Below are 21786 nucleotides of genomic sequence, written 5' to 3'. Positions count from 1 at the left end.
GAAATCTTTTAGCCGAGCTAGAGGCCGGGGGCAATGGCTCATATGGCCCCCCGCCGAATTGTCATACCTGTGACTGTGCCAACAGACGCTCCACCTCGGGCAGGGCTTGCGGGGTGCCCACATGGTACCAGTTGCCGTCATGGACCAGTCCGAACAGGCGCCGTTGCTCTGCCGCCCGGTCGTAGAGGACGTTCAGGGAGAACTTCCCCTCGGGCGCGCCTTCGAACAGTCGGTGGTGCAGAACCTGGACGCCGGAGAACAGATGAGGCGCCGATGGGGCCTCGCCCCGTCGGTGGGGCACGTCGGCACCGTCGAGGAAGAAGTCGCCCTTGCCCTCATAGCCCACGGCACGCTCCACCGGCTGGAGAAGCAGCAGAGCGTCCATGCGGTCGGGGTTCCACATGCGCGCCAGTCGGGTCAGTGCGGGAACCTTGCCGTCGGTCCAGATGATGTCGCTGTTGACCACATAGAACGAGCCGTGGCCGAGATGGGATAGCGCCTTGGCGACGCCGCCGCCGGTCTCCAGCAGATCGGGCTCGTGGGACAAGGTGATCTCACCCCGGCCCGCCAGATGCTCGACCACCTTGTCGGCCAGCCAATGGGTGTTGACCACGATATCGTCGATACCGGCCCGCTCCACATGATCTAGGGCCCGGTCCAGCATAGTGCGCCCGGCGACGCTGACCAGTGGCTTCGGCGTCGTCAGTGTGATGGGCCGCATCCTGAGGCCCAGTCCGGCAGCCAGGACCATGGCGTGGGTGATATGGGCGCTCACGGGCTGGGCACTCCACGGCTTTCCTTGGGGATATGGCGGTCGAGCCAGCGGCCGAGCCCGGCCAGGACCGGATGGCGGCAGGCGGATTCCAGCAGGCGCCACAGGCGGGGGATGTGGACCAGATAGCCGGGCTTGCCGTCGCGTTTGCACAGCCGGGTGAAGATGCCGATCACCTTGGCATGGCGCTGCGCGGCCATCACCGACCAGGAAGCCTCGAACACGGCGCGGTCGAGATGGGGGAAACGCTTCAGCCAGCGCCCCTTCATGATCTCGATCATCACCGGGTCGATATCGCGGCGCGCATCCTCCAGCAGGCTCATCAGGTCATAGGTGGCCGGGCCGATCACCGCGTCCTGGAAGTCCAGCAAGCCGCAGGCCGCCAGGCCGGGCCGGTCCAGCAGCATCAGATTGTCCACATGGAAATCGCGCAGCACCAGGGTATCGGGGACCATGCGGGCAATGGGGAATAACTGCGTCCAGATCTCCACATACTCCGCCCGCGCTGCCGCATCGGTATCCCGGCCGGTCATGGCGGGCATGTACCAGTCGGTGAGCAGGGTCGCCTCGGTCAGCAATTTCTCGTCGTCATAGGGCGGCGTGCCCTTCAAGATCGCATCCGGCCGTGCGGCGATCTCGGCCAGGACATCGGTGGCCAGGGCGTAAAGCGCCGTCTCGTCATGCCCGGCGGCCAGCAGCTTGGTATAGGTGCCGTCGCCCAGATCTTCCAGCAGCAGCAACCCGTTCACCTCGTCCACCGCCAGCAGGGCGGGCGATGACAGGCCCAGCGCCGTCAGGTGCCGGGCGATGCGCACGAAGGGCCGCACGTCTTCCTTAGGCGGTGGGGCATCCATCAGCACGGCGGGGCGGCCATCGAGCACCAGCCGGTCGTAATGGCGGAAGCTGGCGTCACCGGCCAGACGTCCGCGCTGGGCAGTGCCCCAACCGGCCTTGGCCAGAAAGTCTTGAATCAGGCTCTCGCGCTTAACCATGCGCCAACTCTCCGATACGTTCGGCCCAGGGGCCATAGGCGGTCAATGTGGCGTGGCGGCCCAGGCCTGCCTCGCCTTGTTGCAGCAGCACGTCGAGGCGCTTGCGCGGCAGATGGGGGCCCAATTGCTCGGGCCATTCGATCAGGCTGATGCCCTCGGCGAAGGCTTCTTCGATGTCGAGTTCCAGGGCGTCGTCGGGTTTTTCCAGCCGGTAGAGGTCGAAATGCCAGATCAGCCCGGCGTCGGACTCGTATTGCTGCACCAGGGTGAATGTGGGGCTGGGCACCTCTTCCTCCGGGTCGGTGAGCGCCCGGATCAGGGCGCGCGCCAGGGTGCTCTTGCCGGTGCCCAGCGTCCCCGACAGCGCGATGACGTCGCCGGGGCGGACCAGGGCCGCCAGCCTATGCCCTAAGCGGATGGTGTCGGCCTCGACGGGCAGATCGAAGGAGATGACCAGACTCATGCCTTGGCCCTCGGATGGGCGTCACGATAGACGCGGGTGAGACGCGCCGCATCCACCTCGGTATAGCGCTGGGTGGTCGACAGCGAGGAATGGCCCAGCAATTCCTGGATGGTCCGAAGATCGCCGCCCCCGGCCAGCAGATGGGTGGCGAAGGAATGCCGGAGCGCATGGGGCGTTGCCGTATCGGGCAGGCCCATCACTTGGCGCAACCGCCGCATCTGGCGCTGCACCACGCCGGGATTGAGCGGCCCGCCCCGCGCGCCCAAGAAGACGGGATCGGTGGATTCTGACGGAAAGGGCAGGCGCTTCAGGTAATCGGCGATGGCATCCCTGACCACGGGCAGGACGGGGACCACGCGCTGCTTGTTGCCCTTGCCGGTAATCACCATGGTGTCGCCCTTGGGCAGATCGCGGCGCAACAGTGACAGGGCCTCGCCCAGACGCAGCCCGGCCCCGTAGAGCAAGGAGAACAACGCCACGTCGCGGGCCGCCAGCCAAGGCTCGTCATGCAGCTCGCCTGCGCTGGACAGGGCCTCCAGCGCCTCGTCGGGGGCTAAGGGCTTCGGGATGGATTTCGGCGGACGCGGCGACTTCACCGCCTTGATGGCCGGGTTGTGAACCAGGCCGTGCCGGTCTAGAAACTTGAAGAAGCCGCGAAGCGTGGACATCAGCCGGGCCAGGGACGAGCGGCCCAACCCGTCCTGGGTGCGGCGCGCCAGAAAAGCGCGGAAGTCTCCTGGCCCCAAGGCCGCCAGGGCGGCCAGATCGGGCTCGGCGGCCAGATGCTCGGTCAGGAAGGTAAGGAAGGCGGCCAGATCGCGGCCATAGCCGTCCAGCGTATGGGCCGAGGCCCGTTTTTCCGATCCCAGCCATTGCCGCCACGATTCCACCGCGCGGGCCAGATCGGCCTTTGCCGCGAAATGGATGGGAATGGGAGGCATGGGAAACGACGCTCCGAAAAGCGAGTGCCGTCACCCTTTGGCCGGGCCTCGGGGTGACGGAATTCGAAAAAGCTTAGGCAGCACCCGCCAGCGGATCGTCGCCGAAACGGTTGGCGCCTTCGGTGCCGCGCTTGCAGAACCAGATCAGCATCAAGATGAAGCCGATGACCGGAACCAGGAAGATCAGCATCCACCAGCCCGACTTGTCCACGTCGTGCAGGCGGCGCACCGATACGGCCAATGACGGCACGAACAGACCGATCATCAGGACAACCGGCAGAACAGACAGCGCCCCATCGCTGGCCCCCGCGATCACCGAGGCGATCAGGCTGATGATGAAATAGAACAGGTTGAAGAACCAGTATTCCGACCGGGGCGCGCGGCCCTGGAACGTGGCGTATTTGCCCAGGCAGGTTTTGACGGCAGTGACGAAATCCATGTCTTCCCCCTCGTTAGTAAAAACTACCCCACAAATCTCCGCACCGATCCTTCGACCACGCGGGCCAGGAAGGTGATCAGTTCGGTGGCCTGACCGGCATGGAAGGTGCGGCCATGGCGCGACCCCAGCGCCATGACGCCGTCCGGTGATTTTCCCCCCGGCGAGAGCCGCACCACGGCGGAGGACTGAACCAGCCCCGCGCCATCGCCGAACAGGGCGGGGTCGCCGGGCATCTCCTCGGTGAGCGCGCAGTCGCGGTCGGCGCCGCCCATGATCTGGGCGACGGTGCCCCCCGGCAGGGTCAGGATTCCGGGCGCCAGCAGATCGGGCAACGCCTCTTCGGATTTCTCGAAACACAAGGTTGCCACATCCACGTCCAGCAAAGCGGGCAGATCGTCGGAGATGGCCTCCACTAGTTCCGCCATGCTTTCGGCGCCCAGGATGGACAACACGGCGCGGTGGGTGCGGGTCTGGATGGACATGTTGGAGCGGGACGTGTGGATCAGGTGTTCGGCGGCGCCCCTGACCCGCTCCACCTCGTCGCGCAAGCGGTCGATCATGAAGACCTGCATGTCCAGCACGCCGTCATCGTCAGCCCAGCGCGACGGCGGCGACAAGGACAGCAGCAGGTCGGGATGGCGGACCAGAAAGTCGGGATGGGCTTGCAAAAAGGCCGTGACCTGCCGTTCTTCCGGCAGCGGCAGATGCAAGGCTGCGTCGTCGCGCTTTCGCGCCATAACCAATATCCCTTCCCTGGTTCTCCCGAGTTCCGTAGCTTATGCACGCCATGAACGACCTTTCAACCCCCTGCCTGTTCAAACCTGGGCAACGCGTCGCGGTGATGCTGCCCCTGCCGCTGGGCGGCGCCTACGACTATGCGGTCGGCGATCAGCCCTTGCGCTCCGGTGATTTCGTCGAGGTGCCCCTGGCCGGGCGTCTGGTGGCGGGCGTGGTCTGGGGAATGGGCGACGGCAAGGTGGATGGCGCGAAGCTGCGGCCCGTGGCGCGCAAGCTTGCCGCGCCTTCCCTGCCCGAGGTGTCGCGCCGCTTTATCGACTGGGTGGCGTCCTACACCATGGCGCCGCCCGGCGCGGTCCTCAAGATGGCCATGAGCGTGGCTTCCGCCCTGGAAGCCGCTCCGCCGATCCATGCTCTGCGGCTTGCCCCCGCCATCCCCGAATTCAAGGAGACCGCCGCCCGGCGCAAGGTCATGGAGACCGCGCTAAGGCTGCCTCCTCTGTCCGCCGCCGATCTGGCCCGCGAGGCGGGTGTCGGCCCGGCGGTGGTCAAGGGGCTGGTCGAGGCTGGCGCGCTGGAGAGTGTGGAACTGCCCGCCCCGCCCGCCTTCGCCCCCCCCGATCTGACCGCGCCGCGTGCCGAATTATCGCCGGGCCAGCAGGCGGGGGCCGATACCCTGGTTGCCGCCTTGGACGGCGGCTTCTCGGTGATCGTGATCGACGGCGTCACGGGCTCGGGCAAGACCGAGGTCTATTTCGAGGCGGTGGCCGCCGCCTTGGGGCTCGGCAAGCAGGTTCTGGTCCTGCTGCCCGAGATCGCCCTGTCGGCCCAGTGGCTGGACCGCTTCCGCCGCCGCTTTGGCGTCAAACCGGCCCTGTGGCATTCCGATCTGGGCGATGCAACGCGGCGAAAGACCTGGCGTGCCGTGGCCTCGGGCGAGGCCGCCATCGTGGTCGGCGCCCGTTCCGGCCTGTTCCTGCCGTTCCAAAATCTCGGCCTGATCGTGGTGGACGAGGAGCACGATCAGGCTTTCAAGCAAGAAGACCATGTCTGTTACCACGCCCGCGACATGGCGGTGGTGCGCGCCAGGCTGGGGGATTTCCCCGCCGTGCTGGCCTCGGCAACGCCGTCCTTGGAAAGTCTGGCCAATGTCCAGGCCGGGCGCTATGGCCTGGTCCATCTGCCCGACCGCCATGCAGGCGCCGTGCTGCCCGACATCGTGCCGGTGGATCTGCGCCGTCACCCGCCGCCCAAGGGCCGCTGGCTATCGCCCCTGCTGGTTACCGCTTTGGAAGAGGTTCTGGCGGCGGGCGAGCAGGCCATGCTCTATCTCAATCGCCGGGGCTACGCGCCGCTGACGCTCTGCCGGACCTGCGGCCACCGGCTGCAATGCCCCCATTGCACCGCCTGGCTGGTGGAGCATCGATCGGCCGGAAGGCTGATTTGCCATCATTGCGGCCACTTCATCCGCCTGCCGCCCAAATGCCCGGAATGCGAGGCGGAGGGCAGCTTTGCGGCTTGCGGCCCCGGCGTGGAACGGGTGGCGGAAGAGGCCGCCCTGCTGTTCCCCAATGCCCGTGTGGCGGTGATGACCTCGGATACCTGTTCCGGCCCCCATGCGGCGGAGGAATTCGTCCGCCGGGTCTCGGACCACGAGATCGACCTGCTGGTGGGAACCCAGATCGTCGCCAAGGGCTATCACTTTCCCCTGCTGACCCTGGTGGGCGTGGTGGATGCCGATCTGGGCCTGGACGGCGGCGATTTGCGGGCGGGCGAGCGCACCCATCAACTCCTATCTCAGGTGGCGGGCCGCGCGGGCCGGGCCGAGCGACCGGGGCGTGTCCTGCTTCAGACCTATCAGCCGGACCATCCGGTGCTGGGCGCGCTGCGCTCGGGCCAGCGCGACGCCTTCATCGCGCGTGAGGCCGAGGCCCGCCGCGATACCGGCATGCCGCCCTATGGCCGCCTTGCCGCCCTGATCCTGTCGGGTCCCGATGTAAGCGTGGTGGAGGCCTATGCCCGCTCCCTGGCCAAGGCGGCGCCCCGCGCTGAGGGCGTGCAGGTCTTGGGTCCGGCGCTTGCTCCCATGGCTTTGCTGCGCGGCAAGCACCGCCGCCGTTTCCTGGTGCAAAGCGCCCGCTCGGTGAACCTTCAGGCCCTGATCCGCGACTGGCTGGCCCGATGCGCCCCGCCCAAAAGCGTACGCGTCCAGGTGGACGTGGATCCCTACAGCTTCATGTGATCAAGAGCTTGGCTGGGGCGCCAGGATTCGAACCTGGGAATGCCGGTACCAAAAACCGGTGCCTTACCGCTTGGCGACGCCCCATCAGCGCGGGCGGGCAACATAGCTCGACCCGCCGAGACTTTCAACGGCCTCAAGACAGCAATTGCGCGGGCGCGATCCACCAGCCGGGATGGGCGGCGATAAGTTGGGCGGCGGCGAGCCGGGCCTGGGCTTCCTGGGCATAAAGGCCGAAGCAGGTGGCCCCTGAACCCGACATGCGCGGCAGCAGGCAATCGGCGGTGGTGGCGATGGCGGCCAGGACTTCACCCACCACCGGCTCGATGGTGATGGCCGGCGGCGTCAGGTCGTTGCGCCTGGCGGCCAGGGCCAGGGCCAGGGCCTTCGCATCACCGGGGCTTTCGCGCAAGGGATCGGCGGATGAGAAGGGGCCGGTGCGGGCCTTGAAAACCGGCGGCGTGTGCAGCGGCACCATGGGATTGACCAGGACAAGCCAAGCGGGCGGCAAGGCGGGGGCGGGTTCGAGCACTTCGCCTACTCCCATCATGCGCATGGGCGTTCCGGCCAAGCAGACCGGCACGTCGGCGCCGATGGACAGGGCCAGATTGCGCAAGGCTTCGGGGGCCAGGGAAACATCCCACAAGCGCATCAGGCCTTTCAGCGCCGCAGCGGCATCGGCCGAGCCGCCGCCGATTCCGGCGGCCACCGGCAGGCGCTTGGTCAGGCGGATGGCGCCACCCTTGCTCACGCCCGTGGCCTCGGCCAGCAGGCGGGCGGCCTTGAGGATGATGTTCTCGCCTTCGGTGGGGATCTGGCTTGCCGTAGGGCCGCTGACGTCCAGGCTCAAGGTGCCCGACGGGCTGAATTCCAGGGTGTCGCCCACGCCGGCAAAGGCCACCAGGGAATCCAGCAGGTGATAGCCGTCCTCGCGCTTGCCGACCACATGGAGGGTCAGATTGACCTTGGCTGGCGCCTCGATCGTGAAGCTGGTCATGGTGGTCCTGCCGTCTATTTGAGCGGAATGCCGGGCAACCGGCCAGTGGAGATCTTGGCCTTTAAGGGCTCGATCTGCTCGGGTTCGGGGTCGAGGCCCATGGCGCGTTTCCATTGGTAACGGGCCTCGGTCTCGCGTCCCACCCGCCAGAAGGCGTCGCCCAGATGCTCGTTGACGGTGGCGTCCTCGGGCTTGAGCTCGGAGGCGCGTTCGAGATATTTCACCGCCGCCTGGAATTCGCCCATGCGATAGAGCGCCCAGCCCAGCGAATCGACGATGGCCCCGTCATTGGGCCGCAGTTCCACGGCGCGCTCGATCAGCTTGCGGCCCTTCTCCACATTGATGCCCTGGTCCACCCAGGTATAGCCCAGGTAGTTGAGGACGTCGGGCTGGTCGGGGCTGAGGCGCAGCGCTTCGAGCATATCGGGCTCGGCCTTGGACCACTGTTTGGCCCGCTCATAGGCGATGCCGCGGGCGTAATACAGCGCCCAGTTGCGCGGTTCCTTGGCTCCATTATTACGGGCCAGGGCCGTGCCATAGGCATCGGCGGCCTCGGAATAACGCTTGTGGCGGCGCAGGATGTCGCCCAGGGTCATCATGGCTTCGGGGGAATCCGGCCACTCTGCCGCCAGGGATTTCAATTCGGCGATGGCGGCGTCGGTCTGCTTCAACTCGTCCAGATTCACCGCCAGCTTGAGCCGGGCGAAGGCTCCCGGCTGGCTGGCGCGGTTCATGGAGCGGTAGAGCGTGTTGGCATCCTCCAGCCGCCCCTGGGCCATCATGGCATCGGCGAGCAGAAGCTGGGCCAGGGGGAAGTCGGGTCGCAGGCTGAGCGCCAGGCGCGAGAAGACCAGGGACAATTCCTGGGCATTGCCCTGGCGCACCAGGGACGAGGTGTCGAACAGCGCCTCGGCCAGACCCTCGGTGGCGCTCGTCACCACGCGGGGCAGGGCGGCGCCCGCCGCCAACTGGCGGCGGCCGTCCAGCAGCGAGCGGTCGCCATGCTCGGCATGATAGCGTTCGTAGAGCGCCTTGGCTTCGTCCATGCGGCCCGCCCGCTGATACCAAGTGCCCGCGGCCTCCACGGTGCGCACGCTGGTCTGATTGGCCAGGGCCGCCTTGAAATGGGCCTCGGCCACATCCGGCCGACCGGCCAGATCGCCCATCAGCCCGGCGTGATATTCCCAGATGGGAGCAAAGCCTGCGGTATCGGCGCGGGGCGACAGGGTGGCGAGACCCTCATCGAACTGGCCCTGGGCGGCGCGGCTCCAGGCGGTCAGCAGCGGGCCGAGAAAACCATTGATGCCCTTGGCGGGCAGGGCGGAGAAACGCTTTTCCGCCAGGTCGAAGCGGCCGGCGCGCGCCTCCTGCACCCCCATCACCAGGGTGGGCAGGGGGGAATCGTCGTCGATGACCAGCAGACGCTGGGCGATGAGCCCGGCCTCGTCCAGGCGGCCCTCGGCCAGCAGCAGGGCAAAGCTGCGCTGCTGAATGTCGATATTGTCGGGGTCGCGCCGGGCGGCGATGGAATAATATTCGGCCGCCGCCTGGGTGTCGCCGCGCGCATGGGCGAAACGCCCGGCCAGATAGGCGCCCAGGCCCGTCCCATTGCCACTTCCGACACTGTCATTGGCGGACATATCGGGCCGCGGCGCACAGGCTGCCAGCCCGGCCCCGATCGCCGCCGCCATCACAAGAATCCCGAACCGCTTCACGCCCAACACCTTAGGTCAAAAGGAAACCGGGGCGCCCGATTTTCAACTGGCGCCCCGGATACTCTTACATGTTGGGATAGTTCGGTCCACCGCCACCTTCGGGAACCACCCAATTGATGTTCTGGGTGGGGTCCTTGATGTCGCAGGTCTTGCAGTGCAGGCAGTTCTGCGCGTTGATCTGCAGTCTCGGATTGGAGCCGTCATCGGCCCGCACGATCTCATAGACGCCAGCCGGGCAGTAGCGCTGCTCGGGGGCGTCGTAATGCTCGAGATTGATGGCGATGGGCACCGCCGCATCACGCAGTTTCAGATGGGCGGGCTGGTTTTCCTCGTGATTGGTGCTCGAGATGAACACCGAGGACAGCTTGTCGAAGCTGACCACGCCGTCGGGCTTGGGGTAAGTGATCTTCGGGCATTCCGAGGCCCGCTTCAGGGCCAGGTGGTCGGGCTGGTGGTGGAGCGTCCAGGGCATCTTGCCCCTGAACAGATAGGTCTCAAGCGCCGAATAGGCGATGCCGCCCCACAGGCCCCAGTGGAAGCTGGGACGGATGTTGCGCACGGTGTGCAGTTCCGACCATACCCAGCTCTTCTTCAGATGCTCGGCATAGGCGGTCACTTCGTGCGACCCGCCCTCATGACCCAGGGCCTCGGCCACGGCCTCGGCGGCGACCATGGCCGACTTCATTGCGGTGTGGGTGCCCTTGATCTTGGGCACGTTGAGGAAGCCCGCCGTATCGCCCACCAGCACGCCGCCGGGGAAGGACAGCTTGGGAATGGACTGGAAGCCGCCTTCCGACAGGGCGCGGGCGCCGTAGGAGATTCGGCGGCCGCCCTCGAACAGGGGGCGGATGGCCGGATGGGTCTTGAAGCGCTGGAATTCGTCGAAGGGCGACAGATGGGGATTGGCGTAGTCCAGGCCGACCACGAAGCCCACCGCCACCTGATTGTTCTCCAGGTGATAGAGGAACGAGCCGCCATAGGTCTGGGTATCGAGCGGCCAGCCGACGGTGTGCAGAATGGTGCCGGGCTTGTGCTTGGCCGGATCGACCTCCCACAATTCCTTAATGCCGATGCCGTAGGTCTGGTCCTCGCACTCGGCGCGCAGGTCGAATTTCTCGAACAGCGTCTTGGTGAGGCTACCGCGGCAACCCTCGGAGAAGATGGTCTGGCGGGCCCAAAGCTCGACGCCCGGGGTAAAGTTGTGGGTGGGTTGGCCGTCCTTGCCGATGCCCATATCGCCGGTGGCCACGCCCTTGACCGAGCCGTCCTCGTGATACAGGACCTCGGCGGCGGCGAAACCGGCGAAAATCTCCACACCCAAAGCCTCGGCCTGTTGGCCCAGCCAGCGGGTGAAGTTGCCGAGCGACACGATGAAATTGCCGTGATTGTTCATCTGCGGCGGAGTCATCAGGCGGATGGCCTTGGACTCGGTCAGGAACATGAAGCGGTCGTCGCTGGCCGGAGTCAGCAGCGGGGCCTCACGCTCTTTCCAGTCGGGAAATAGCTCCGCCAGGGCGCGGGTCTCGATCACCGCGCCCGACAGGATATGGGCGCCCACTTCCGAGCCCTTCTCCAGAACGCAGACGTTCAGTTCGGGATTGATCTGCTTAAGACGGATCGCGGCCGTCAGACCCGAAGGCCCACCACCCACCACGACGACGTCAAATTCCATGGATTCACGTTCCATTAGACCTGCTACTCCCCTTGCGTCACCCGTTCCACTGGTTAACGCCCGATACGGACCTCTGGATGCCTCTATAGCACAGCGGATGGGATCGATTCGATTCCTTATGGGCATATTTAAGGAAAGAATGTGTCTCAAATATTTCCCCGCCTTTCGTCGGGGCTGCTAAAATCGCCGCCATGACCACCGTTTCCGCCACTCCCAATCCTTACGACATCCTGCGCTGGTATCTGGAAGCCGGTGTGGATGAGTCCATGGGCGAAGAGCCGGTGGACCGCTACGCCACGTCGCGCCGCGCGGTGGAAAGCCGCGCCGCTGCTGCCGCGCCCGCCGTCGCTCCGCCGCGTCATTCCCCCCGGCAGGCCGAGCCCATGGCCGCCCCGACCGGGGCCTCGTTATCGGCTTCGGCGCTGCCCGGCACCGCCGCCCATCTGGCGGCGTCGTGTGCGGACCTGCAGGCGCTCCGCCATGCCATGGAGGGATTCGAGGGGCTGCCGCTGAAGCAGGCGGCCAGTTCCACCGTGTTCGGCGACGGCAACCCGGAGGCCTCGGTCATGTGCATCGGCGAAGCGCCGGGCCAGGAGGAGGACCGGCGCGGCCTGCCCTTCGTGGGCCCCAGCGGCAAGTTGCTGGACCGCATGCTGGCCTCCATCGGGCTGGATCGGACCAGTTGTTACATCACCAATGTGGTGCCCTGGCGTCCGCCCGCCAACCGCAAGCCTACCCCCGACGAAGTGGCGGTATGCATGCCCTTCCTCACTCGCCATATCGAACTAGTGGACCCCCAGGTGTTGATCCTGCTGGGGGGCGCGGCGGCGGCTGCGGTCCTGGCCAAGGCCGACGGCATCAACCGGCTTCGGGGCCAATGGTTCGAGTTCAACTCGCCCGGTCTGCCCCGGCCCATCCCGGCTCTCGCCACCTTCCACCCCGCCTATCTGCTGCGCACCCCCGACGCCAAGCGCGATGCCTGGCGCGACCTCTTGATGATCGCCAAGAAGCTGGCATCGGCGCGGCATTGATTCTCTTAAGACGCGTTCGCACCAAATCCCGATGAGCCATGCTCAATGGGATTTGGCTAGGCCCAAGGGGCCGCGCCGCTTATGCGGGGGGAGCCAAGCCGCCACAGGCGGCGCCCGGCGATTGAGGGGCCTGGTATCACACCGCCAGATGGAAGTTGGTCTGGTCCAGCGCGCTGGTGTTGACGTTGTTCAGCGTCGCCATCAGGTGGGAATTGGTGTTGTCGGCGGCGGCCATGTTGGTGGTGTGCCACACTTCCACATTGGCTCCGTTCTGGATGGCCACCACGCCGTCGGTGCCGGAACCGAAATTCTGGGCGGCGCCGGAGATGGTGGTGGTACCCTCGGCGTAATTGACGCCGTTATTCAGCGTCCCGCTGCTGCCCAGGCCGAAACTGGCGTTGGACAGGGTGACATTGTCGGCTGCCGTATTGAAGTCGGTGATGACGGCGGTGCTGGTTGCCCCCGCATCGAGGACGAAGGTATCCGAGCCGCTTCCGCCGCTTAGGGTGTTGGTGCCAGCTCCGCCCGCCAGGGTATCGTCGCCTGCGCCGCCCACCAGGGTGTCGTTGCCGGTGGTGCCGGTGATGTCGAACTGCAAATCCACGGCATGGATGGCGTTGGTGCTGCCGATGACATAGTCGCCGCTGCCGACGGCCGAGGTCGTGCCCTGGGTATAGATATAGAAGGCCGCGTCGCCGCTGGAATAGAAGCCGTCGCCGACCACGCCGCCCAGCATCAGGGTGGCCTGCCCGCCGTTATAGCTTCCCGCGCTGTCGTTGAAGGTCGACACATCCACATGGGTCCCGGTCAGGGACAGTTTGATGTGGTCGGTGCCGGTGGTGAAATCACTGATGATGTCGCGGGCCGAAAGGCTGTCCTGGGACTGGGCCGCCGCGGTGTAGACGAAAGTGTCCGCGCCGAGCCCGCCAGTCAGTTGGTCGGCGCCCACACCGCCGAAGAAGGTGTCGTTGCCCGCCCCGCCGGAGAAGGTGTCGTTGCCGGTTCCGCCGGTGAAGACGTCGTCGTAGCCGGAGCCTACCAGGACCTCCACATGGGTGATGGCGTCGGTTCCCCCGGAATGCACGACACTGGCCGAGGTGCCGGTGACGGTGGCGGTGATGCCTGCGCCCATGGCCGAATAATCCATGGTGTCGACGCCACTCCCGCCATCGACGGTTACCCCCGCCGAGGCCGACGCGACCGAGAAGGTGTCGGCATAGTTGGAGCCCTGCAGGATCGCTACATTCGTCAAGCTGTCGGTGCCGGTGGAATGGGTGATGGTGGCCGATGTGCCGTCGATGGAGGCGGTAATTCCACTGGTCATGGAGCCATAGCTCACCGTGTCGGTTCCCCCGCCACCATCCATGGAGTTGGTGCCGCCGCCGCCGGTGATGGTGTCGTTACCAAGGCTGCCCAAGAATTGGTCGTTGCCTGCGCCGCCAATCAGAGTCAGGCCGGTCGTTCGCGGTGCCGCATTGATATAGACGCCCCCGGTGGCGGCCGAGGCATCAATGACCGTGACCTCGGAATTTACCCCGTCCGAGCCGAGATTCACCGTCTGAGAGGTGGTATTGGTAGAAGACAGGGTCAACATCTCGACGCCGGAAAGAGCTGCGAGTTGAACGGACCCGACCGAGGCGGTGTCACTGATCTTCAGTTGGTCAAGCCCCGCCCCACCCAGAATCGACAGCCCGGCACTCAGCGTCGCCATGTCGGTAATGACTTCGTTGGTGCCGCTTCCCATAACCACTTCCGTGATCCCACTTCCCACCGTCAGGGTGCTCGACGAGCCCAGGGCGGTCAGGGTGGTCCCCGAGGCCGATACGGTGAATGAGCCGTCGGTGAAGGCCAGGGTCTCCATGCCGGATAATTTGTCGGTGCCGTCGGTGCCGCTTTGGGCGGCCACGGTCAGCGTGCCGCCGCTGGCGGTGACGGCGTAGTTGGCCATGGCGCCCGTGAACACGGCCACGTCGGTTCCCGCTCCACCCAAGATGGTGTCGTTGCCCTGGCCGCCGGCGATGGTGTCGTTGCCCTGATCGCCCCAGAGAAATTCCCCGGCATTGCCACCATTGATGATGTCGTTGCCCTGGCTGCCCTGGACCGTCACGTTGGCGGAACTGGTTACATTGATGGTGAAGCCATCACTCTGGTCATCAAACTTGAACCACTGCCCCGCCGTTGTCGCATTGGTGATGTTGATGGTCTCGATATTGACGATCTGGCCGTTATTGCCGAGCCCGTCATCGAAATTGACGGCGTCCACGGACAGCACATCCGCCGTTCCCGCCCCACCATCGATCAGAGCGTCGTTGCTGGCCGCGTGGATGACATCGTTGCCGCCGCCGCCCACGAAGGAATCGGCCCCCGAACCACCGGTGAAGGTGTCGGCACCGCTGCCGCCGCTGATGCTGACGGCGGTGGAATAGGCCGAGGCGTTGACGGTCACGCCGCCGGTATTGGCGACCCCTCCCGAGGCACCCGACGCGTCAATCCTCGTGACACCCGCCGAGGCCGCATAGGCGTCCAGCGTCACGCTCTGGGTTCCCGTGGCCACCTCAAAAACCAGGGTATCGGCTCCGGAGATACCGAAGAAATCCGTATCCACCACATTGCTGGCGCTGGTCGAATGCAGCACCGTGCCCACTTGCGTCAGAACAGAGGTGGGAGTGATCACACCTGTCGAGGCGCTGTCGGCGACGGTGCCGCCATGGCCGTCGGTGACGGTATAGGTGAAATTGACGGGGCCGGTATAATTGGTGGCGGGCGTGTAGGTGTAGGTCCCGTTTCCATTGTCCACCAGCGTACCGCTGTCGGCGGTCAGGCCGGTGATGTCCAGAGTGTCGCCCTCCGCATCGGCGGCATTGGCCAGCAATTCAGCCTTGGTGATGGTCCGGGCCATGTTCTGGTAGCCGTCCAACAGCAAGACGCTCCCCCACGTCAAGAAGGGCGCATCGTTGACCGGGGTATAGACGATGGTGGCCTGTCCCGTGGTGGTGCCGCCATGGCCGTCGTCGATGGTGGCGGTCAGGGTGGCGGTGCCGTTGAAGTCGGCATCGGGAACGAAGGTATAGCTTCCGTCTCCCAACAGGGACAGGTTGCCATGATTGGCGGTGATGTTGGTCACCGTCAAAGTGTCGCCGTCGGCGTCGGTGGCATTGGTGGTGAACTGCGATTTCAGCCAGGAACCGGCGATATTGACCGACGTGTCCTCGGCCAGGGTGAGCAGCGTCGGAGTGGCATTGCTGACCGGGGCGTGATTGGCGGAAGCCCCCACCGAGATGGTGGCGTAATCGGTCACCGTGCCGCCGTGGCCGTCATCGACCGTATAGGTGAGCGTCAGCACTCCGCTGCTAGACGGCGTGTAGACGATGTTGGACCCGCTTATGACGGCGGTGCCGTTGCTGGCGCTGACTGCCGAGATGGTGAGAGCATCCGACTCTGCATCTGTGGCGTTGGATACCAATGAGGCAATGGAAATGGTCGTCGCCGCCCCGGCAATGGGAGAGCCCGCCATGGCTACGGTGCCCGATCCGGTGAGGGTGGGCGCATCGTTGGTGCCGGTAATGTCGATGCCAATACTGGCGGTCACGGAATGGCCCTGGGAATCGCTGACCACCACGCTGGCGCTATCGGAGGCGGTCGCCCCTGCCGCCAGGGCCGCTGCGGCTGCGTTAGGCGTGAAGGTATAGGTGCCCGCTTTGGTGTCCAGCGTGATGGTCCCGTGGCTGGTCACCTTGGCGTCGTGGGTCGCGTCCAGCGCGCTGCCGCCAGCGACAAAGTGATAGGTGAGCTTGCCCGTATCCACCGGATCGGGATCGCTGGCCAAGATTGAGCCAGTGCTCAGGCCGCTATGGTCGCTGGAGGTGGCGTTGCTGACGCTATCCACCTTGGGCGCGTTGGATGGCGGTGGTGGCGGGGCCGACACGGGAGGCGGCGGCGGCGGCGGCGGCGGCGGCGGGGGAGGAGGAGGAGGAGGAGGTGGTGGGGGGGGCGGCGGCGGTGGCGGTGGCGGTGGAGGCGGCGCCTCGACGGCAACCTGCACGGCCGCTTCGCCACCGCCCGTATTTCCACCGGTCTTGCCGCCCGTTCCCCCCGTCCCCGAAGGAGCGGCAGGCAGCGGGGGCGCCACGGCGGGCGGCGGGGCGGGGGCTGGCATGCTGGCGGCGATGGCGGCGCTCGCATTGGCCGAGACCGACCACGAGCCGCCGGACGACGCGCCGACGATGCCCGAACCGGCGGAGTTCAGGGTAAAGCTCTGGCCGCCGCCGCCGAGTGCTGCGACCGAGACCTCGCCCACGAAATTGGAGCCGGGATCTGGGAACAGGGCCACCGAGGTATTGCCGTCGGCGGCCACCGAGCCGCCCACCGTGGTGCCGCGGATGCCCATGGTCATCACCGGGGTGGCGAGGCGCGCCGCGTCGGGCTGGGTTTTGGCGATGTCGCCCGACACGAAGGAGAAGCCGCCCTGGGCCACCAGGAAGCTTTCCTTGCCGGTCTTGGTGGCGGGGTCATAGGAGAATTCGTCCAGCCCGACCAGGCCCTTGTCCTTCAGGACGAAGGTGGTGCGGTCGGCGAAGACCAGGGAAATCTGGGCGCCTTGGGCGGTCTCGACGGAATCGCCCTGCATCAGCGCCGCGCCGATCTTGGCGGGCACTTTCTGGCCGTCGTGGATAACCCAGGCGTCGCCCTGGAGCTTGTCCACCTTGCCGATCACCACGGCGGCGGATTTGTCCGCGCCCGCGTCCTTGGTGTCGGCGACCGGAGTGGCGAGGTTCTTCGCCGCCGGAAGCTGTGACGGGTCAATGTGCATGGCAGCACTTCTCCCGAAGACCGGACATCACGGCCCCCCACTCCCTGTTCTGGGAGAATCGGACCGTACCGGCCAATTCAGTTTGAACGAATTCAGCGAAAAAATCATGTCATTGCGCAGCAGCGGGTCGAGAACCATACGTAAGATGGACTTGGCCCCGATGACGATGGAGGCGGTTCCCGCCATGCCGGAGCGCACCGGCCAGGCCACGCCCTTGCCGTCCAGCAGTTCGGCCTTGTCGGCGTGAATCAGCACCTTGTAATAGGTGGCGGTGGTGACGCCCTTGGTTTCCTCGAAGGAATCGGCACCCACCATCACCACGCGGCCGGGCAGGGCGCCGAAGCGGAACTGGTCATAGGCCGACAGACGCACCGAGGCGGCAAGACCGGGGCGCAGATGGCCGATATCCTGGGGCGGAACCTTGGCCTCCACCACCAGTGTGTCGTCCACGGGCACGATATCCATCAAGGTGTCGCCTGGCTTGGCCACCTGGCCCACGCTGGCGATGGCGCTCATCTTGACGATGCCACGCACGGGCGAGCGGATTTCCGAGCGGGATTCCCGGTCGGTCGCCACCTCCATGGTGGCTTTCAGCGCCGCCAATTCGGCCTCCACCTTGCCGGTTTCGTCCAGAACCCCGGCGCGCCAGCCCTTTTCGAACTCGGAAAGCCGGGCCTCGGCCTCGCTCATCTGGGCCTTGAGGCGCGAGATGGAGTCGCGCGCCGTGGAGACTTCGGTGTCGAGCATCAACTGCTCGCGCTCCAGCTTGACGATCTCCTGATTGCCCACCACGCCGGAATCATAGGCCTTTTTCTTGATGCGCATCTCCTCGCCGCCCTTGGCCTGGGCGCGGGACAATCCGGTGACCTTGGTCTCGGTCTCCACCACTTCGCGGCGCCGCCGCTCGATCTCGCGCATGATCACCGTGGCCTGCTGGGCGCGGTGGGAGAGGCGCTCAGCATGAATGGCCGTCTCGCGTTTTCTGGTCTCGGCATCGATGTCGATGTCGCGCGGCCATTTGATGTCGGTGATGTTATCCAGATCGGCGCGCAGCCGGGCGGCGCGGGCATGGAAGGCCGACCAGCGGGCCCGCTTGTCGGCCAGATCGCCCGCCCCCTGGCTGTTGATCAGGCGGACCAGGACGTCGCCCTCGGCCACCAAGGTTCCCTCATGGACCAGCACCTCTGAGATGGTGCCGCCCTCGAAATGCTGGACATGGCGCACTTGGCTGGAGGGCTCGATGCGCGCCGGGGCCGTCACCACCTCGTCGATCTCCAGCACGGCCGATCCCCCCACCAGAACGGCGAAGGCCAGGGCCGACCACACCAGCAGCCAGGAGGCGGACGGCGGCGTCAGCTTGGGCGCGATGCCGTGGATAGGCGAGCGGAAACTGTCCATGGGGGGCGAGGCCATCTCAGGAGCCTCCCGCCGGGGCCGCCTGTCGGCGACTGACATCGAGAAGCTTTCCCCGGTCGAGGCGGGCCACCTTGGCGGCCAGGGCCACCACGGCGGGCCGATGCGAGATGACCACCAGGGAGCGGTTGCCCACGGCCTGATGGATTCCGGCGATGGCCCGCTTCTCCGACATTTCGTCGAGGAAGGCGGTGGGTTCGTCCAAGATGGTGACCGCCGCGCCGCGCAAAAGGGTGCGGGCCAGGGCGACGATCTGGCGTTGGCCGCCCGACAGGTTGCGGCCACCTTCGACCACCTGGAAGTCCAGCCCCATGCCCATGGGCATGATTCCGCCCGCTCCCAGCATGTTCATCATGGCGATCATCTGTTCGTCCGAGATCAGCCCGTCGAAGCACAGATTGTTGCGAAGCGTCCCGGAATAAAGCGGCGGAGTCTGGGGGCAGACCGCCATATGGCGGCGCAGGTCCGAAGGATCGATCAGGGTGATGTCAACGCCGTCCAGCAGCACCCGGCCCGATGCGGGGCGGATGATGCCTGACAGCACCTTTTCCAAGGTGGTCTTGCCCGAACCCGAAGGTCCGATCACCGCCAGACGCGATCCCGGCTCCAGATCCAGGGTGATGGCATCCAGGGCGGGATTGAAGGCGCCGGGATAGCGCGCGGTCACCGCCTCGATGACCAGACCGCCGCGCGAAACGGGACGGTGAATGAGCGACGACCCGGCGGGCCGCTCGGTGGGCCGCCCGGTGACGGTGCGCAAGGCCTCCAGCGAAGCCACCGCCGACAGGGCCTGGGGCACCACCGACACCATCTGCATGGCCGCGCCGGTAAAGCGGGTGGCCAGCATGGTGGCGGCCAGGATCACACCGGCGCTCATGCCGCCGTCCACCGCCCGCCATGCCCCCAGACCCACCGCCAGCAGCAGAGCCATGTTCTGGGCCAGCATGGAGATATTGCCGCGCGCCGCCGAAAGGGTACGGATGGCGCGCGCCGTGGCGGCGTAAAGGGCGGTGCCGTGTCGGAACTTTGCCTGGAGATAGGCGCTGGCGCCGACGCGCCGCACGGTTTCGGGATCGGAGAAGGATTCCTGCGCCGCCTGGGCGCGCTGGCTGGCGGCGCCCGACAATTCCTTGTACAGCAGCTTCTGGCGGTGAATGGCCAGCAAGGTGCCCAAAGCCACCAGCAGATTGAGACCCAGGACCGAAAGCGCGATCACCGGATCGCACAGAAACAGGCCCAGCAAGAACAGCAGCATGAAAGGCAGATCAGCCAGCAGCGATACCGCCGCCGCGCCCAAGCCGTCGCGGATGGAATCGAAATCCTGGAGCATGCGCATCAGATGGCCCGAAGGCGCCGCCGCGCCGTCGAAGCGGGTTTCCAGGATGCGCCGGTGCATGTCCATGGCCAGGCGGATATTGCCTTCGTGCAGCGCGTCTTCCACGAACAGGGCGCGCAGGCGGCGGAACACCTGCTCGAACAGGGCTGCGCCCAGGAACATCAGCACCATCACCGCCAGGGAATTGAGCAATCCGTGGGGCAGAACCCGGTCATAGACCTGGGCGGAAAAGATGGGCGCGGCCAGGGCCAGCATATTGGCCAGCATTCCCGCCAGTCCGGCGCGCACCACCATGGGCTTCCAAGAGGCCAGCATGGCGGTCCACGAGGTGGGCAGCGCCGAATCCTCGCGGTCCAGGCGGGGCCGGATGAAGAGAACCCGGCAGGCTTGGCTCTCGACGGGCCGCATGATCAGGGAGCGTGGCTCGCCGGGCCCAAGGACCACGCAGGGAAAGAGATCGGCGGACAATTTGGCGGGATTGACCCCGTCTTCCACATGGGCGGCGAAGCCATAGCGCGACAGCGCGGTGATCCACGGCGCCTCGGCGGCGTCGGCACTGGCCATCTGGTAGGAATCCTTGAGCGCGGTCGCCGCCACCGCATGGCCCATGGAACGCAGGCAGGCGGAAACGGCCGCGGCCTTGTCGTCGAGGCCTTCCAGTTCAACCGGCCTGAGGGGCAGCATCGGCGGTGGTCTCTGGCGGCGGGGTGTCGGTGAAGGTCTCGGAAGGCGGGGCGTGGTCGATGCCCTGGGCCGCCTTGAGGCGTGCCTTGGCGCCTTGCAGATCGGAATAGAGGATGAAACGGCGCAGCGTGGACAGCATGCCCGCCGCTTCCGCCTTGATCTCCTCCATGGCGCTGCCGCTGCCCGCCTGTTTGGACTTGGCGGCCAGGCCGGTGATTCGGCGGTCGATGGCGGCCATCTGCTCGGTCAGGCGGTATTCCTTCAAGGCATGACGATACTGGATATCGGCCACATGCACCTGGGTCAGCACCGCCATGCCCATGGCCAGACGCCGGGCCCGCGTGGTCTCGGCGGTGTTCTTGGCATTGGCGACGCGCTTGGGCGCGGTCAAGATATCCACCAGATTCCAGGCCATATGAGTCCCGGCATCGGCCCAGGCATTGTACTTGATGAAGCTGTTGGAATCGTAGTGGCCGCCCATGAAGGGGCCGATGCCCGGAAGCGTCTTCAGCAATTCGGTGCGGATATCGTTGCGGTCGATGCGGAACTGCACCTCCTCGCTCTTCAACTCGGGGCGGTTGGCCAGCGCCACGGCCTCCATGGCCTCGACGTTTTGCTCCGGGTCTTCCGCCGACAGGAAGGAATCGTCCTTCAACTCGGCCAGCTCGAAAGCCGAGGAGGACGGCACGCCCATGAACCCGGCCAGATCGGCCTTGGCGGTGGAGGTCTGGCGTTGCAGTTCGGCGATCTGGCGCATGGTATCGACGATGGCGCGCTGATGCCCCAGCATCTGCATGGGGTCGCCCACCTTGGTGCGCTCGGCGGTCTCGGCGTCTTCCACCGACTTGACCAGCCGGGATTCCAGGGAATGGTATTTGCGGTTGGCGAATTCGTTGATCACCGCCTTCCAATAGGCGGCCTGCACGTCCTGGATCAGCAGATGCTGGGCGCGGCGACGCTTTTCCGCCGCCAGGATCATCTTGTCCTCTTCCTGATCGGCGCGGACCAGGGCGATGCCGAAATCCACCAGATTCCATGACGCGGTCAGATCGCCGGTGCGGCTGATGGAATCCTCGCCGGTGCTGTAATTGGCCACGGTTCCGGTGGACAGGTCCTTGGACGTGGTGGCCTTCTTGGGATTGCGCTTGGACCAATTCCCCTTGGCGGCCAGTTCGGGCAGCATGGCGAAGAGCGACAGATCGGCCTTGCCCGCCGCCAGCACCTCCTCCAGTTCCTTGACCCTGGCGTCGAGATTATGGGCGACGGCCAGTTTCATGGCGTCCTCGACGGAGAGAGGCCGTTTCAGCACGTCCTGGGGTAGGGATTCGGCGTGGCGGTTGATATCGGCGCGGATCTCGGCCAGATCCTCGGGCATGACGGAACACGCCGACAGCAAAGCCGCCGCGCTCACCCCCAGAACCGCGTTGCGAAACACTATCCTACCGGACAAAGCATGCCCCCTCACGCCAAACGCATTGGCTCACCTTGGCACTATCGCAGACAGAGTCTGAAAGTTTAGTGAAGGAGTGAGGCCTATAACATTG

Annotated in this window: 15 protein-coding genes and 1 tRNA gene; 2 read left to right on the top strand and 14 right to left on the bottom strand. The window is 66.0% G+C overall.

Annotated elements, in window-relative coordinates:
* Positions 1–61 precede the first annotated feature (61 nt).
* From CCC_RS14740 to CCC_RS14715, 6 genes are all read right to left on the bottom strand, one after another.
* Entirely contained in the window at positions 62–775 is a 714-nt protein-coding gene (locus tag CCC_RS14740) for a nucleotidyltransferase family protein (RefSeq protein ID WP_009869260.1), read from the bottom strand.
* Complete coding sequence (locus tag CCC_RS14735; RefSeq protein ID WP_009869261.1) at positions 772–1764, bottom strand: aminoglycoside phosphotransferase family protein; 993 nt, start codon at positions 1762–1764, stop codon at positions 772–774. Before CCC_RS14735 ends, CCC_RS14740 begins: the two co-directional genes overlap by 4 nt.
* Positions 1757–2227 (bottom strand): tRNA (adenosine(37)-N6)-threonylcarbamoyltransferase complex ATPase subunit type 1 TsaE, encoded by a 471-nt coding sequence (gene tsaE / locus CCC_RS14730; RefSeq protein ID WP_009869262.1) that lies wholly within the window; start codon positions 2225–2227, stop codon positions 1757–1759. The genes CCC_RS14735 and tsaE overlap by 8 nt, the downstream gene beginning before the upstream one ends.
* On the bottom strand, positions 2224–3168 hold the full coding sequence (locus tag CCC_RS14725) for a tyrosine recombinase XerC (RefSeq protein ID WP_009869263.1): 945 nt from the start codon (positions 3166–3168) through the stop codon (positions 2224–2226). Before CCC_RS14725 ends, tsaE begins: the two co-directional genes overlap by 4 nt.
* A 73-nt stretch (positions 3169–3241) precedes the next feature.
* The gene (locus tag CCC_RS14720) at positions 3242–3607 is read right to left on the bottom strand and encodes a DUF805 domain-containing protein (RefSeq protein ID WP_009869264.1); all 366 of its coding nucleotides are present in this window, start codon (positions 3605–3607) and stop codon (positions 3242–3244) included.
* A gap of 23 nt (positions 3608–3630) precedes the next feature.
* Positions 3631–4344 (bottom strand): DUF484 family protein, encoded by a 714-nt coding sequence (locus tag CCC_RS14715; protein WP_009869265.1) that lies wholly within the window; start codon positions 4342–4344, stop codon positions 3631–3633.
* 50 nt (positions 4345–4394) lie between these two features.
* Between CCC_RS14715 and CCC_RS14710 the strand changes: the two genes are divergently transcribed.
* On the top strand, positions 4395–6587 hold the full coding sequence (locus tag CCC_RS14710) for a primosomal protein N' (RefSeq protein WP_052473326.1): 2193 nt from the start codon (positions 4395–4397) through the stop codon (positions 6585–6587).
* Positions 6588–6596: 9 nt separating this feature from the next.
* Here the strand turns inward: CCC_RS14710 and CCC_RS14705 are convergent.
* The 4 genes from CCC_RS14705 to CCC_RS14690 form a co-directional block, all read right to left on the bottom strand.
* Positions 6597–6671 (bottom strand) — tRNA-Gln (locus CCC_RS14705).
* A 49-nt stretch (positions 6672–6720) separates the two neighbouring features.
* The gene (locus CCC_RS14700; protein WP_009869267.1) at positions 6721–7581 is read right to left on the bottom strand and encodes a 4-(cytidine 5'-diphospho)-2-C-methyl-D-erythritol kinase; all 861 of its coding nucleotides are present in this window, start codon (positions 7579–7581) and stop codon (positions 6721–6723) included.
* A 14-nt stretch (positions 7582–7595) separates the two neighbouring features.
* Positions 7596–9272, bottom strand: a complete 1677-nt coding sequence (locus CCC_RS14695) for a tetratricopeptide repeat protein (protein ID WP_082036638.1) — start codon at positions 9270–9272, stop codon at positions 7596–7598.
* Positions 9273–9360: 88 nt separating this feature from the next.
* The gene (locus CCC_RS14690) at positions 9361–10983 is read right to left on the bottom strand and encodes an electron transfer flavoprotein-ubiquinone oxidoreductase (protein WP_009869269.1); all 1623 of its coding nucleotides are present in this window, start codon (positions 10981–10983) and stop codon (positions 9361–9363) included.
* A 176-nt stretch (positions 10984–11159) separates the two neighbouring features.
* Here CCC_RS14690 and CCC_RS14685 point away from each other — a divergent pair, with 176 nt between their 5' ends.
* Positions 11160–11999: a uracil-DNA glycosylase gene (locus CCC_RS14685; RefSeq protein WP_009869270.1), complete on the top strand. Its 840-nt coding sequence runs from the start codon at positions 11160–11162 to the stop codon at positions 11997–11999.
* A 136-nt stretch (positions 12000–12135) separates the two neighbouring features.
* Here the strand turns inward: CCC_RS14685 and CCC_RS14680 are convergent, their stop codons facing one another.
* The 4 genes from CCC_RS14680 to CCC_RS14665 are packed head-to-tail and all read right to left on the bottom strand — an operon-like array spanning position 12136 to position 21692.
* Positions 12136–16809 (bottom strand): beta strand repeat-containing protein, encoded by a 4674-nt coding sequence (locus tag CCC_RS14680; protein ID WP_041041961.1) that lies wholly within the window; start codon positions 16807–16809, stop codon positions 12136–12138.
* Positions 16810–16836: 27 nt separating this feature from the next.
* Positions 16837–18222: an HlyD family type I secretion periplasmic adaptor subunit gene (locus CCC_RS14675; RefSeq protein ID WP_041041960.1), complete on the bottom strand. Its 1386-nt coding sequence runs from the start codon at positions 18220–18222 to the stop codon at positions 16837–16839.
* A gap of 1 nt (position 18223) precedes the next feature.
* Positions 18224–20242, bottom strand: a complete 2019-nt coding sequence (locus CCC_RS14670) for a peptidase domain-containing ABC transporter (RefSeq protein ID WP_041041959.1) — start codon at positions 20240–20242, stop codon at positions 18224–18226.
* Complete coding sequence (locus CCC_RS14665) at positions 20220–21692, bottom strand: TolC family protein (RefSeq protein WP_236686393.1); 1473 nt, start codon at positions 21690–21692, stop codon at positions 20220–20222. The genes CCC_RS14670 and CCC_RS14665 overlap by 23 nt, the downstream gene beginning before the upstream one ends.
* Positions 21693–21786: the final 94 nt, after the last annotated feature.

This window comes from Paramagnetospirillum magnetotacticum MS-1, from assembly GCF_000829825.1.
In the GTDB taxonomy this organism is placed as follows: Bacteria; Pseudomonadota; Alphaproteobacteria; order Rhodospirillales; family Magnetospirillaceae; genus Phaeospirillum; species Phaeospirillum magnetotacticum.
The sequence above is the reverse complement of the archived record's forward strand: the minus strand, read 5'-3'. Positions and strand labels throughout refer to the sequence as shown.

Coding starts and splice junctions, on each gene's coding strand:
- CCC_RS14735 (WP_009869261.1), bottom strand. CDS start 1,764: ATGGTTAAGCGCGAGAGCCTGATTCAAGACTTTCTGGCCAAGGCCGGT.
- tsaE (WP_009869262.1), bottom strand. CDS start 2,227: ATGAGTCTGGTCATCTCCTTCGATCTGCCCGTCGAGGCCGACACCATC.
- CCC_RS14725 (WP_009869263.1), bottom strand. CDS start 3,168: ATGCCTCCCATTCCCATCCATTTCGCGGCAAAGGCCGATCTGGCCCGC.
- CCC_RS14720 (WP_009869264.1), bottom strand. CDS start 3,607: ATGGATTTCGTCACTGCCGTCAAAACCTGCCTGGGCAAATACGCCACG.
- CCC_RS14715 (WP_009869265.1), bottom strand. CDS start 4,344: ATGGCGCGAAAGCGCGACGACGCAGCCTTGCATCTGCCGCTGCCGGAA.
- CCC_RS14710 (WP_052473326.1), top strand. CDS start 4,395: ATGAACGACCTTTCAACCCCCTGCCTGTTCAAACCTGGGCAACGCGTC.
- CCC_RS14700 (WP_009869267.1), bottom strand. CDS start 7,581: ATGACCAGCTTCACGATCGAGGCGCCAGCCAAGGTCAATCTGACCCTC.
- CCC_RS14695 (WP_082036638.1), bottom strand. CDS start 9,272: ATGGCGGCGGCGATCGGGGCCGGGCTGGCAGCCTGTGCGCCGCGGCCC.
- CCC_RS14690 (WP_009869269.1), bottom strand. CDS start 10,983: ATGGAACGTGAATCCATGGAATTTGACGTCGTCGTGGTGGGTGGTGGG.
- CCC_RS14685 (WP_009869270.1), top strand. CDS start 11,160: ATGACCACCGTTTCCGCCACTCCCAATCCTTACGACATCCTGCGCTGG.
- CCC_RS14680 (WP_041041961.1), bottom strand. CDS start 16,809: ATGCACATTGACCCGTCACAGCTTCCGGCGGCGAAGAACCTCGCCACT.
- CCC_RS14675 (WP_041041960.1), bottom strand. CDS start 18,222: ATGGCCTCGCCCCCCATGGACAGTTTCCGCTCGCCTATCCACGGCATC.
- CCC_RS14670 (WP_041041959.1), bottom strand. CDS start 20,242: ATGCTGCCCCTCAGGCCGGTTGAACTGGAAGGCCTCGACGACAAGGCC.